This window comes from Rhodococcus sp. B50 (assembly GCF_013602415.1).
In the GTDB taxonomy this organism is placed as follows: Bacteria; Actinomycetota; Actinomycetes; order Mycobacteriales; family Mycobacteriaceae; genus Rhodococcus.
The window spans coordinates 531,480-544,296 of record NZ_WPAG02000002.1 but is presented as its reverse complement, the minus strand read 5'-3'; the positions used below and the strand labels follow the sequence as shown (position 1 = coordinate 544,296).

Annotated in this window: 10 protein-coding genes; 7 read left to right on the top strand and 3 right to left on the bottom strand. The window is 66.8% G+C overall.

Annotated elements, in window-relative coordinates; genetic code table 11:
* Positions 1 to 78: 78 nt before the first annotated feature.
* The 3 genes from lipB (at position 79) to GON09_RS02875 (ending at position 2,732) form a co-directional block, all read left to right on the top strand.
* On the top strand, positions 79 to 858 hold the full coding sequence (gene lipB / locus GON09_RS02885) for a lipoyl(octanoyl) transferase LipB (protein ID WP_213930517.1): 780 nt from the start codon (positions 79 to 81) through the stop codon (positions 856 to 858).
* A 53-nt stretch (positions 859 to 911) separates the two neighbouring features.
* Positions 912 to 1,922 carry a lipoyl synthase gene (gene lipA, locus GON09_RS02880; RefSeq protein ID WP_213930516.1) on the top strand — a complete coding sequence of 337 codons (1,011 nt, stop codon included), beginning with the start codon at positions 912 to 914 and terminating at the stop codon, positions 1,920 to 1,922.
* 69 nt (positions 1,923 to 1,991) lie between these two features.
* Positions 1,992 to 2,732: a DUF4191 domain-containing protein gene (locus tag GON09_RS02875; RefSeq protein ID WP_213930515.1), complete on the top strand. Its 741-nt coding sequence runs from the start codon at positions 1,992 to 1,994 to the stop codon at positions 2,730 to 2,732.
* 103 nt (positions 2,733 to 2,835) lie between these two features.
* On the opposite strand, the gene GON09_RS02870 is transcribed toward GON09_RS02875, so the two are convergent.
* Positions 2,836 to 3,312, bottom strand: coding sequence for an RDD family protein (locus tag GON09_RS02870; protein WP_213930514.1), 477 nt, complete (start codon positions 3,310 to 3,312; stop codon positions 2,836 to 2,838).
* Positions 3,313 to 3,522: 210 nt separating this feature from the next.
* Between GON09_RS02870 and glnA the strand changes: the two genes are divergently transcribed.
* The 4 genes from glnA (at position 3,523) to GON09_RS02850 (ending at position 8,409) form a co-directional block, all read left to right on the top strand.
* Complete coding sequence (gene glnA / locus GON09_RS02865) at positions 3,523 to 4,959, top strand: type I glutamate--ammonia ligase (protein ID WP_060652766.1); 1,437 nt, start codon at positions 3,523 to 3,525, stop codon at positions 4,957 to 4,959.
* Positions 4,960 to 5,225: 266 nt separating this feature from the next.
* Positions 5,226 to 5,615, top strand: coding sequence for a Fur family transcriptional regulator (locus GON09_RS02860; RefSeq protein ID WP_374195380.1), 390 nt, complete (start codon positions 5,226 to 5,228; stop codon positions 5,613 to 5,615).
* A 37-nt stretch (positions 5,616 to 5,652) separates the two neighbouring features.
* Positions 5,653 to 7,836 carry a catalase/peroxidase HPI gene (gene katG / locus GON09_RS02855; RefSeq protein WP_213930512.1) on the top strand — a complete coding sequence of 728 codons (2,184 nt, stop codon included), beginning with the start codon at positions 5,653 to 5,655 and terminating at the stop codon, positions 7,834 to 7,836.
* 237 nt (positions 7,837 to 8,073) lie between these two features.
* Complete coding sequence (locus GON09_RS02850) at positions 8,074 to 8,409, top strand: hypothetical protein (RefSeq protein WP_213930511.1); 336 nt, start codon at positions 8,074 to 8,076, stop codon at positions 8,407 to 8,409.
* Between the two features lie 6 nt (positions 8,410 to 8,415).
* On the opposite strand, the gene GON09_RS02845 is transcribed toward GON09_RS02850, so the two are convergent.
* Both GON09_RS02845 and GON09_RS02840 read right to left on the bottom strand, forming a co-directional pair.
* The gene (locus GON09_RS02845) at positions 8,416 to 11,427 is read right to left on the bottom strand and encodes a bifunctional [glutamine synthetase] adenylyltransferase/[glutamine synthetase]-adenylyl-L-tyrosine phosphorylase (protein ID WP_213930510.1); all 3,012 of its coding nucleotides are present in this window, start codon (positions 11,425 to 11,427) and stop codon (positions 8,416 to 8,418) included.
* Between the two features lie 14 nt (positions 11,428 to 11,441).
* Positions 11,442 to 12,779, bottom strand: coding sequence for a glutamine synthetase family protein (locus GON09_RS02840; protein ID WP_213930509.1), 1,338 nt, complete (start codon positions 12,777 to 12,779; stop codon positions 11,442 to 11,444).
* Positions 12,780 to 12,817: the final 38 nt, after the last annotated feature.

The following is a 12,817-nucleotide window of genomic DNA, read 5'->3' as shown; positions in this document are numbered from 1 at the left end:
ACCGATCAGGTGGTGCCCCCGCGGCGTCCCCGCACTGCGGGTGCTCACGCCGTACCGCGCGGCGTAGAGTTCAGGAACATGAGCAATCCCTCGTCTTCCGCCCGCTCCGACTCGGCTCCCGTCGCCGTCGCGCGTCTCGGAACCATCGGCTATCTCGAGGCCTGGGAGAAGCAGCGCGAACTCGCGAACGAGCGCGCCGACGGCATCGGCGCCGACACCCTGCTGCTGCTCGAACACCCGCCCGTCTACACCGCCGGGCGCCGCACCGAGGACGGTGACCGACCCACCGACGGCACCCCCGTCATCGACGTCGACCGCGGCGGCAAGATCACCTGGCACGGTCCGGGCCAGCTCGTCGGCTACCCCATCGTCAAGCTCGCCGAACCGATCGACGTGGTGGGTTACGTGCGCCGCATCGAGCAGGGCCTGATCCGAGTGTGCACCGACATGGGCCTGACGTGCGGTCGCGTGGAGGGACGGTCCGGCGTGTGGCTTCCCGCCGAACTGCGCGACGGGCACTGGCTTCCCGAACGCAAGATCGCCGCGATCGGCATCCGGGTGCAACGCGGGGTCGCGATGCACGGCTTCTCGCTCAACTGCAATTCGGCGCTCGACGCGTTCGACTCGATCGTCCCGTGCGGTATCCGCGATGCCGGAGTTGCGTCGCTCACCGGCGAACTCGGCCGGGAGGTCACCGTCGACGAGGTGATCCCCGCCGTCACGGAGGCCGTCATCTCTGCGCTCGACGGCCGAATCCCCGTGACCGACTGCGACATCGACCGGGTCACCTTCGAGCAGGCCGTCGGCGCGTCCGGAATTCCCACCACCACCCCGGAATTCACGACGCACCGGTTCTGAGGGCTGTCGCACCCGCCCGATCGGGGCAGGACCGGCGGCGTACGATCGAGGGCGTGACTGTGGCCCCAGAAGGACGCAAGCTGCTGCGGATCGAGACCCGAAACGCGCAGACGCCGATCGAACGCAAACCCAACTGGATCAAGACCCGGGCGAAGATGGGCCCGGAGTACACCGACCTCAAAGGCCTGGTGCGACGCGAAGGTCTGCACACGGTGTGCGAGGAAGCCGGTTGTCCCAACATCTACGAGTGCTGGGAAGACCGCGAGGCGACCTTCCTCATCGGTGGCGAGCAGTGCACCCGGCGCTGCGACTTCTGCCAGATCGACACCGGCAAGCCGACCGCCCTCGACCGCGACGAGCCGCGCCGCGTCGCCGAGTCGGTCCGGTCCATGGGTCTGCGCTACTCCACGATCACCGGCGTCGCCCGCGACGATCTGCCCGACGGCGGTGCGTGGCTGTACGCCGAGACGGTGAAGCAGATCCACGCGCTCAATCCGGGCACCGGCGTCGAGAACCTGATCCCCGACTTCAACGGCAAGCCCGACCTGCTGGCCGAGGTCTTCGAGTCGCGTCCCGAGGTGCTCGCGCACAACGTCGAGACCGTGCCGCGGATCTTCAAGCGCATCCGTCCGGCCTTCCGCTACGAGCGGTCGCTCGACGTGATCCGGCAGGCCCGCGACTTCGGTCTGGTCACCAAGTCCAACCTCATCCTCGGCATGGGCGAGACCCCCGAGGAGGTCACCGAAGCGCTGCACGACCTGCACGACGCCGGGTGCGACATCATCACGATCACCCAGTACCTCCGGCCCTCCCCGCTCCACCATCCGGTCGAGCGCTGGGTCAAGCCGCAGGAGTTCGTCGACCACTCCGAGACCGCCCGCGAGATCGGGTTCGCCGGTGTGATGGCCGGGCCGCTGGTGCGTTCGTCGTACCGCGCAGGCCGCCTGTACGCGCAGGCGATGGCTCACCACGGACGCGAACTGCCCGCCGACCAGGCGCATCTCGCCGAGGAGGGCACAGCTTCCCAAGAAGCCGGCGCGGTTCTCGCGCGCTTCGGCAACTGACGTCGCGCAAGTTCGTCACGGCCCCGGTGGTGGTAAAGGTGCCACCACCGGGGCCGTATCCTTGAATACATGGCGAAGGGCAGCAAGACCGACAAGGAAGCGAAGGCCGCGGCGAAGGCCGCACGCAAGCAGGCGTCGAAGGAGCGTCGAACCCAGCTGTGGCAGGCGTTCCAGATCCAGCGCAAGGAGGACAAGGCACTCCTGCCGTGGATGATCGGTGCCCTCGTCGGTTCGATCGTGGTGTTCTTCGTCGTCGGTCTGATCTTCGGCATCCAGTGGTTCCTGCTGCCGGTCGGCATCCTCGTCGGAGTCCTCCTCGCCTTCATCATCTTCGGGCGCCGGGTGCAGAAGAGCGTGTACGCGAAGGCCGACGGTCAGGCCGGTGCGGCCGCGTGGGCGCTCGACAACCTGCAGGGGGCGTGGCGCGTGACCCAGGCGGTTGCGGGCACCACCCAGCTCGACGCCGTGCACCGCGTGATCGGACGCCCGGGCGTGATCCTCGTCGGTGAGGGCAACGCCGGTCGGGTGAAGGGTCTGCTGGCCCAGGAGAAGAAGCGGGTCGCGCGCTTGGTGGGCGACACCCCCATCTACGAGTTCGTCGTCGGCAACGACGAGGGCCAGGTCCCGCTCTCCGAGCTGCAGAAGCGTCTGAACAAGCTGCCCCGCAACATCGACACCAAGCGGATGGACACCATCGAAGGTCGCCTGTCGGCGCTGAGCTCGAAGAAGTCCGGTCCGGCCATGCCCAAGGGCCCGCTTCCCGCCGGCGCGAAGATGCGCAGCGTGCAGCGCACCATGCGTCGCCGCTGACCTTCCGAACTACATCGAAGGCCGCCTTCGTCCCGGGGACGAAGGCGGCCTTCGGTGTCTACGGAAAAGTGGTTGCGCGGTCAGCGCCGGCGAACCACCGCGGTCAGCGCGAACGAACGACTGCGGTGCCGGTGGCGCGGTCCTGGAGGCCGCGACCGTCGATGTCCGTGACGAGCGCCGGAGCGATGAACACCAGCAGGACCTGGCGGGCGAGCGCTCGCACGATACCGACTCGCACGGGAGCGTCCACCCGCGCCACCTGCAGACCGGCGACGAACTGCCCCGGCGTGAACGAGAACAGGCTCACGCATCCCACGCCCACCACGAACCAGATGATCAGGGTGTACGACGACAACAGCGGACTCTCGAGTGGGTTGCCCCCGACGAGACCCGCAGCGATCGCCATGGCCATGAACCAGTCGATCACGAGGGCGAGCACCCTGCGGATCGTGGGCACCATGGAACCGGGGCCGTGCTCGGGGAGTCCGAGCAGCTGCCCGGGATAGTCCTGCTCTTGCTCGAGACCTTTGGGGAGCGCCGCAGCAGGCCCGGAAAGCCAACTGCCCGTCATGCGTGCCATGGCACCAGGATAAGCTCTCCTGGGCGGACCAGCGTCGACCCGTGTTGGCCGTGGTGACTTATACCACCTTTTCGACCTCACAGCAGGACGAAGACATGTGTAACACCCGCGAAACATAGGCTTGATGGACGGGCAACACCAGATCCATAACGTCTGATCCGACGCAGGCGCCCAGCACCCATGGCGCGCACCGACTGAAGGAGCACAAGCGTGGCGTTCACCACGGCCGAAGAGGTCTTCAAGTTCATCGCGGAAGAGAACGTCGAATACGTCGACGTCCGCTTCACCGACCTGCCCGGCATCGAGCAGCACTTCTCCATCCCGGCCAAGGCCTTCAACGAGGACGTGCTCGAGGACGGCCTGGCATTCGACGGTTCCTCGGTCCGTGGGTTCCAGTCGATTCACGAGTCCGACATGCTGCTGCTCCCCGACGTGACGACCGCGCGTCTGGATCCGTTCCGCGCCGCCAAGACACTCAACATCAGCTTCTTCGTCCACGACCCCTTCACCCGCGAGTCCTACAGCCGCGACCCTCGCAACGTCGCGCGTAAGGCCGAGGAATACCTGATCAGCACCGGCATCGCCGACACCGCCTTCTTCGGTGCCGAGGCCGAGTTCTACATCTTCGACTCGATCGCCTACGACTCGAAGATGAACGGTGCCTTCTACGAGATCGACGCGATCTCCGGTTCCTGGAACACCGGCGCCGAGTACAACGCCGACGGCACCCCCAACCGCGGCTACAAGGTCCGGGCGAAGGGCGGCTACTTCCCCGTCGCACCGTACGACCACTACGTCGACCTGCGCGATCAGATCGCCACCAACCTGTCCAACGCCGGCTTCGAACTCGAGCGCGGCCACCACGAGGTGGGCACCGGTGGTCAGGCCGAGATCAACTACAAGTTCAACACGCTGCTCGCCGCGGCCGACGACCTGCAGCTGTTCAAGTACATCGTCAAGAACACCGCGTGGCAGGCCGGCAAGACCGTCACCTTCATGCCGAAGCCGCTGTTCGGCGACAACGGTTCGGGCATGCACGTGCACCAGTCGCTGTGGAAGGACGGCAAGCCGCTGTTCCACGACGAGGCCGGATATGCGGGCCTGTCGGATGTGGCCCGCTGGTACATCGGTGGCATCCTGCACCACGCCCCGTCGCTGCTCGCCTTCACGAACCCGACGATCAACTCGTACCACCGCCTGGTTCCGGGCTACGAGGCTCCGATCAACCTCGTGTACAGCCAGCGCAACCGTTCGGCTGCCGTGCGTATCCCGATCACGGGCAACAACCCGAAGGCCAAGCGCCTCGAGTTCCGCGCTCCCGACTCCTCGGGTAACCCCTACCTGAACTTCGCGGCGCAGATGATGGCCGGCCTCGACGGCATCAAGAACAAGATCGAGCCGCTCGCCCCGGTCGACAAGGACCTCTACGAGCTCCCGCCGGAGGAGGCCAAGAACATCCCGCAGGCTCCGACGAGCCTGTCGGCTGTCATCGACAATCTCGAGCGCGACCACGAGTACCTCACCGAGGGTGGTGTCTTCACCACCGACCTCATCGAGACCTGGATCTCGCTCAAGCGCGAGCAGGAGATCGCTCCGGTCAACCTGCGTCCGCACCCCTACGAGTTCCAGCTGTACTTCGACTGCTGAGTCGAGTCCGGTAAGCACTCCTCGAGAGGCCGCTCTTCCCTGTTCGGGACGGGCGGCCTCTCGCCATTTCCGCACCGGCATCCCCGCGCGCCGAATCGAGGTTCGCCCCTGCTGCAGCGGTAGCAAACCTCGGTTCGGCGCGCGAGAACTGTTCGTTCATGGACAGATCCGGCGAAATCGCGACCGATTCCAGAAAAGTGGTCCATAGTGGGCACGTGCCCTCGACGCGGGATTTCTCCGAGCGGTTACGCGCAGCCGGTCTTCGCGTGACCCGGCAGCGTCTGGCGGTGCTCGATGCGGCGCACGAGCACCCGCACGCCGATGCCGATCGCATCTTCGACGCGGTCGGCGCCGTCGTTCCCGGCATCGGCCGGCACACCGTGTACGACATCCTCCACGCGCTCTCTGCACGTGGACTGCTCCGCCGAATCCAGCCCGCAGGTTTCCACGCGCGGTACGAAGTGCGTGTCGGCGACCGCCATCACCACCTCGTCTGCCGGTCCTGCGCAGCGATCTCGGATGTCGACCACACCCTCGGCGACTCGCGCTGCCTGGCGCCGGTGGACGACGCAGGTTTCGACGTCGACGAGGCGGACGTCGTCTTCTGGGGCCTGTGCCGCGATTGCTCGAAAGACAACCTACGACCACAGCCCTGAATCGGTCCGATCCACCCTGATCCGGAAGGAAACCGCAGTGTCCGAAAGCGAAAACCCCGCAGTCCCCTCCCCCGAGCCGTCACCGCACCGGCCCAGGACCAATCAGGACTGGTGGCCGGAACAGCTGGATTTGACGGTCCTGCATCAGCATTCGTCCCTGTCCAATCCGATGGAACCCGACTTCGATTATTCGAAGGAAGTCGAGTCACTCGACGTCGAAGCACTCCGTCAGGATCTCATCGACCTGATGACGGATTCGCAGGACTGGTGGCCGGCCGACTTCGGCCACTACGGCGGCCTGTTCATCCGCATGAGTTGGCACTCGGCCGGCACCTACCGCATCGCCGACGGCCGCGGTGGCGGTGGCAAGGGCGCGCAACGCTTCGCGCCGCTCAACAGCTGGCCCGACAATGTCAGCCTCGACAAGGCACGTCGTCTCCTGTGGCCGATCAAGCAGAAGTACGGCCGCACACTCTCGTGGTCCGACCTGCTGGTCTTCGCCGGCAACTGTGCCTACGAGTCGATGGGTTTCAAGACGTTCGGCTTCGCGTTCGGCCGCGAGGACATCTGGGAGCCCGACGAGGTCTTCTGGGGCCCTGAGGACACCTGGCTGGGCGACGAGCGGTATGCCGGCGAACGCGAACTCCAGGGCCCGCTGGGTGCAGTCCAGATGGGTCTGATCTACGTCAATCCCGAAGGCCCGAACGGTAATCCGGAGATCCTCGCGTCCGGACGCGACATCCGCGAGACGTTCGCCCGGATGGCGATGAACGACGTCGAGACCGCGGCGTTGATCGTGGGCGGCCACACCGTCGGCAAGACGCACGGTGCCGCACCTGCCGACAATCTCGGCCCCGAACCCGAGGGTGCCCCGCTCGAACAGCAGGGCCTCGGCTGGAAGAACTCGTACGGCACCGGTGCCGGCGGCGACACGATCACCAGCGGTCTCGAAGTCACCTGGACGCCCACCCCGACCAAGTGGGACAACACCTTCCTCGAGACGCTCTACGCGTACGAGTGGGAGAAGACGAAGAGCCCCGCCGGAGCGTGGCAGTGGACCCCGAAGGGCGGCGGGGGGGCCGATACCGTGCCGGATGCCCACGACCCCTCGAAGAAGCACGCGCCCGGCATGCTTACCAGCGATCTCGCGCTGCGCTACGACCCCGTTTACGGCGAGATCACCCGCCGCTGGCTCGATCACCCCGAGGAGCTCGAGCGCGAGTTCGCCAAGGCGTGGTTCAAGCTGCTGCACCGCGACATGGGTCCGGTCTCGCGGTACCGCGGCCCGTGGATCCCGGAACCCCAGATCTGGCAGGACCCGGTTCCGGACGTCGACCACGAGCTGATCGACGAGAGCGACATCGCGTCGCTCAAGAGCACGATCCTCGAGTCGGGAGCAACCGTCCCGCAGCTCGTCGCGGCCGCGTGGGCATCGGCGTCGAGTTTCCGCGGCACCGACAAGCGTGGTGGCGCGAACGGTGCGCGGATCCGCCTCGAACCGCAGAAGAACTGGGAGGCCAACGAACCCGAACAGCTTTCCCAGGTGCTGCAGATCCTCGAGGGCATTCAGGAACAGTTCAACAGTTCGGGTGGGAACAAGAAGGTCTCTCTGGCCGACCTGATCGTGCTTGCCGGTTGCGCCGCGGTGGAGAAGGCCGCCGAGGATGCCGGCCACGACATCACCGTGCCGTTTTCCCCCGGTCGGACGGACGCCACACAGGAGTGGACGGACGTCGAATCGATCGCGGTGCTCGAACCGAAGCACGACGGTTTCCGCAACTACCTGCGCGGCGGCGAGAAGCTCCCGCCCGAGAAGTTGTTCCTGGAACGGGCGAACCTGCTGACGCTGACAGCTCCCGAGATGACGGTGCTCGTCGGGGGCCTGCGTGCTCTCGGTGCGAACCACGGGGGTAGCAAGCACGGGGTCTTCACCGACCGCCCGCAGACCCTGACGAACGACTTCTTCGTCAATCTGCTCGACATGGGAACCGAGTGGAAGGTCTCTCAGAACAACGAGGGCATCTACGAAGGTCGCGCTCGCGGATCGGACCAGGTCAAGTACACCGCAACCGCAGTGGACCTCGTCTTCGGCGCCAACTCCCAGCTGCGGGCACTGGCCGAGGTCTACGCGACCGACGACGCCGGCCCGAAGTTCGCCCGCGACTTCGTGGCGGCCTGGACGAAGGTGATGGATCTGGATCGCTTCGACCTGAAGAAGTGACCGCTGGGGCGGTCCACGACCGCACCTGACGCACCACTCCGGAGCCACCCGCCGTACTCGGCGGGTGGCTCCGCCGTGTGCGGACAAGGGATAGCGAAAACGGACTGGACAGACTTACTACACACAGGTGTACCGTTGGAGTGCGACTTTGGTGATATGTGTCACATTCCGCTCTCGGGGGGAGCAGATGCGACGAGGTCCGTATTCGAACGACTCGTCTCCCTGGGAGGCCCCACCATGCGTAGATCCCTCATCTCGGCGGCTTGTGCCGCCGCACTCCTGTCCCCCGTTCCTCTGTCCGTCGCACTCGCCGGCACCGCAGTGGCACAGACCGACGTCTCCGTCGTCGGGATGTCACAGGAGCAGGCCCAGACAGTGCTCTCCGACGCCGGAGTCCCCTACATCATCCTCAACCGTTCCGGCAGCACCATGCAGAACTGCCGGGTGACCGAGCAACGCGACCGCGGCTACGACGTCGAGGTCGAATACGACTGGAATCACGAAGACGGCACATGGGACAAGACCGAGGTCGACGTCTGGCGAGGACTCGCACTCGTCATCGTCTGCGACTGAGGTCCGCTAGTCCCAGAAGACCCGCTCGACGACCGCCCGCGCACGTCGCGTCACGCGCAGGTAGTAGTCGAGGAACTCCGACGCGTCCTCGCCACGCCAACCCGTCACGCGGGCAACCGCTTCCAGCAATCGACCGGGGCCGGGGAGCTGGTCGGTCGGTTTGCCGCGCACGAGCACGAGACAGTTCCGCGCATCCGTCGCGGTGATCCACGCCGTCCGGAGGAGCTCGACGTCGGTCGCGCTGAGCAGTTCGGCGGCTCCGATGGCGTCGAGCGCGTCGAGCGTCGAGGTCGTGTGCAATGCCGGGATGTCGTATGCGTGCTGGAGCTGCAGCAACTGCACGGTCCACTCGATGTCGGCGAGTCCACCCCTCCCGAGTTTGGTGTGGGTCGCCGGATCGGCGCCGCGCGGCAGCCGCTCGGAGTCGACGCGGGCCTTGATCCGCCGGATCTCGCGGACGGCCTCGTGGGACACCCCGCCCTCGGGATAGCGCACGTCGTCGATCATGTGCAGGAAGCGTGTGCCGAGTTCGCGATCCCCTGCGACGGCATGCGCGCGCAGCAGCGCCTGCACCTCCCACACTTCGGCCCACTGCGTGTAGTACGCCCGGTAGGACGCGAACGTCCTCACGATCGGACCGCTGCGACCTTCCGGACGCAGATCCAGATCCACCTCGAGAGGCGGATCGGTGCTCGGCGCACCCAGCAGTCGCCGCACCTGTTCGGCGGTGCTCGTGGCCCACTTGACCGCATCCGTCTCGTCGGCGTCCGGTAGCGGATCACACACGAACAACACGTCCGCATCGGATCCGTAGCCGAGTTCGCCGCCCCCGAGCCGTCCCATCCCGATCACCGCGATGCGGGCCGGGGCCGGTCCGCGAGACTGTTCCGAAGCACGGATCACCGCGTCGAGCGCGGCTTCGAGCACGCCCGCCCACACTGCGGACAACGCCTTGCACACCTGCGGCACGTCGAGCATCCCGAGGATGTCGGCGCTCGCGACCCGCGCGAGTTCGGCACGCCGGAGCGAACGGGCAGCGGCGATCGCGCGTACGGGATCGGAATAGCGCGACGACGAGGCGACGAGGGCGCGCGCCACCTCGGGCGGGTTCGCCTCGAGCAACCTCGGTCCGGTAGACGCGTCGGCGTACAGGCGGATGACGTCGGGAGATTTCACCAGCAGGTCGGCGACGTAGGCCGAGGAGCCGAGAACCGTCATGAGGCGTTCGGCCACTGCTGGTTCGTCGCGCAGCACCCGCAGGAACCAGACGGTGTCGTAGAGCGCATCGGACAACCGCCGATAGGCGAGCAGACCGGCGTCCGGATCGGTTGTCTCACCGAGATATTCGAGCAGCTGCGGGAGCAGCAACGCCTGAATGCGCGCCTTGCGCGAGGCCCCGCCGGACAACGCCGCGAGGTGTTCCATCGCGTGCTGCGGGGCGTTGTATCCCAGTGCCGCGAGCTGACGGACCGCCGCATCGGGTGACAACCGCAGCGCTTCCTTGTCGAGCTTGCTCACCGAGTCGAGCAGCGGCCGGTAGAACAGGCGCGCGTGCAGTTTGCGGATCCGCGACGAGTTGCGCTTGATCTCCGATTCGAGGACGCCGAGCGCATCCTTGCGTCCATCGGGTCGCATGTGGGCGGCACGGGCGAGCCAGCGCAACGCCTCGCGGTCCTCCGGCGGAGGCAGCGTGTGGGTCCGCTTGAGCCGCTGCAACTGCAAACGGTGTTCGAGCAGGCGGAGGAATTCGTAGGACGCCCGCATGTTCGCCGCATCGTCGCGGCCCACATAGCCGCCGTCGGCGAGCGCACACAGCGCTTCGACGGTGTTGGGCACACGGAGCGACTCGTCGACGCGACCGTGCACGAGTTGCAGTAACTGCACGGCGAATTCGACATCGCGGAGGCTCCCGCGTCCGAGCTTGAGTTCGCGCTCGCGCAGCTCGGGCGGCACCATCTCCTCGACCCGACGCCGCATCGCCTGCACGTCGGGCACGAAGTCCTCGCGTTCGGAGGCGGTCCACACCATCGGGCTCAGGGCGTCGATGTACCGGCGGCCGAGATCGAGATCGCCGGTCATGGGCCGTGCCTTGAGCAGCGCCTGGAACTCCCAGGTCTTGGCCCACCGGTTGTAGTAGGCGACATGGGATTCGAGGGTGCGGACGAGTTCGCCGCGCTTGCCCTCCGGGCGCAGCGCTGCATCGACCTCGAAGAACGCCGACGTGCCGATGCGCATCATCTCGCCGGCGATCCGGCTCGCCCGGGCATCAGCGGGTTCGGCGACGAACACGACATCGACGTCGCTGACGTAGTTCAGTTCGCGCGCACCGCACTTGCCCATCGCGATGACGGCGAGGTCGATCGGGCACGGGCCCTCCGGGATCACCGTGGACACGGCCACCGCGAGCGCCGCGGTCAGCGCCGCGTCGGCGAGGTCGGCGAGCAGCGCCCCGACCTCGAGATAGGGCACCACCGGTTCGTTCTCGACCACCGCGGCAAGATCGGCGGCGGCGATCAACATGAGCTGGTCGCGGTAGGTCGTCCGCAGTGCGGCGACCGCCTGCGGGCCGACGAGTCCGGCCCGGTGGATCAACCGACCGGGCCGCCCGTCGGGCTCGGGTTCGGCGTCGACGCTGTCGAGCATCCGCGCCGTGAAGGTGTGCTTGTCGGGCAGCGCCGCGCTGCCCGCGAGCATCTTCCAGCGATCGGGATTGGCGACGACGTGGTCGCCGAGCGCAGACGACGCACCGAACAGCCCGAACAACCGGCCGCGCAGGCGCGTGTCCGAGCGGAGCGCCGAGTCGAGTTCCGCCCAGTCGTCGCCGAGCGCGTCGGCCAGTCGCGCGAGAGTGCGCAACGCCAGATCCGCGTTCGGGGCACGGGACAGCGACCACAGCAGTTCGACGCCGGCGTCGTCGTTCCATCCGAGTCGAGCGAGTTCGGCGGAGGCGGTCGGCTCGACGAGGCCGAGCCGACCGGGGCCGGGAACTACCGAACGCGCGCTGGGCGGTCTCACCACGCTTCCATCGTCGCTTACAGCCCCAGGTACTGCTCGAGTTCGAACGGAGTGACCTGGCTGCGGTAGTTCTCCCACTCCCGCCACTTGTTGCGCAGGAAGTAGTCGAAGACGTGCTCACCGAGGGTCTCGGCGACGAGTTCGGACTTCTCCATTTCGCGCAGCGCGATGTCGAGATCGGTGGGCAGTTCGCGGTAGCCCATGGCGCGACGCTCGGCGGAGGTCAGCGACCACACGTCGTCCTCGGCCTCGGGTGCGAGCTCGTAACCCTTCTCGATGCCGCGCAGGCCGGCCGCGAGCAACACCGCGAAGGTCAGATAGGGGTTGCATGCCGAATCGGGGGTGCGGATCTCGACACGACGCGACGACGCCTTGTTCGGCGTGTACATCGGGACGCGCACGAGCGCGGAGCGGTTCGACGGACCCCAGCATGCGGCCGTCGGTGCCTCTCCCCCGTGCACGAGACGCTTGTACGAGTTGACCCACTGGTTGGTGACGGCGCTGATCTCGTTGGAGTGCTCGAGGACACCGGCGATGAACGCCTTACCGGTCGCCGAGAGTTGCAACGGGTCGTCGGGGTCGTGGAAGGCGTTGGTCTCGCCTTCGAACAGCGACATGTGGGTGTGCATCGCCGACCCTGCGTGGTCGCGGAAAGGCTTGGGCATGAAGGTGGCCCGCACGCCTTCCTGCATCGCGATCTCCTTGACCACATAGCGGAAGGTCATGACGTTGTCGGCCATGGACAACGCGTCGGCGTAGCGCAGGTCGATCTCCTGCTGGCCGGGTGCGGTCTCGTGGTGGCTGAACTCCACCGAGATACCCATGGATTCGAGCGCGTCGATGGCGTGGCGCCGGAAGTGCGGGGCGGAACGGTGCACCGACTGGTCGAAGTAGCCGCCGATGTCGGCCGGCACGGGTGCGTTGCCTTCGGGGCCGTCCTCGACGAGGAAGAACTCGATCTCGGGGTGCACGTAGCAACTGAAGCCGAGGTCGGAGGCCTTGTTGAGCTGACGCCGCAGCACATGGCGGGGATCGGCCCAGCTCGGGGTGCCACCGGGCATGGTGATGTCGCAGAACATCCTGGCCGAGTACTGATGGCCCCGGTCGTCGGTCCAGGGCAGCACCTGGAAGGTGGTGGCATCGGGACGCGCGACCATGTCGGCTTCGGAGATGCGAGAGAAGCCCTCGATGGCCGAGCCGTCGAAACCGATGCCCTCCTCGAAGGCCCCTTCGAGTTCGGCCGGCGCGATCGCCACCGACTTGAGGGTGCCGACGACGTCGGTGAACCACAGACGCACGAACCGAATGTCGCGCTCTTCGAGGGTGCGGAGCACGAACTCCTTCTGGCGATCCATACCCGCGAGACTAGGCACAATCCGTTAATTCCGTGTTA

Excerpts from the sequence above, each read along its gene's own strand:
- lipB (WP_213930517.1), top strand. The coding sequence starts at position 79 with ATGAGCAATCCCTCGTCTTCCGCCCGCTCCGACTCGGCTCCCGTCGCC.
- GON09_RS02875 (WP_213930515.1), top strand. The coding sequence starts at position 1,992 with ATGGCGAAGGGCAGCAAGACCGACAAGGAAGCGAAGGCCGCGGCGAAG.
- GON09_RS02870 (WP_213930514.1), bottom strand. The coding sequence starts at position 3,312 with ATGGCACGCATGACGGGCAGTTGGCTTTCCGGGCCTGCTGCGGCGCTC.
- GON09_RS02850 (WP_213930511.1), top strand. The coding sequence starts at position 8,074 with ATGCGTAGATCCCTCATCTCGGCGGCTTGTGCCGCCGCACTCCTGTCC.
- GON09_RS02840 (WP_213930509.1), bottom strand. The coding sequence starts at position 12,779 with ATGGATCGCCAGAAGGAGTTCGTGCTCCGCACCCTCGAAGAGCGCGAC.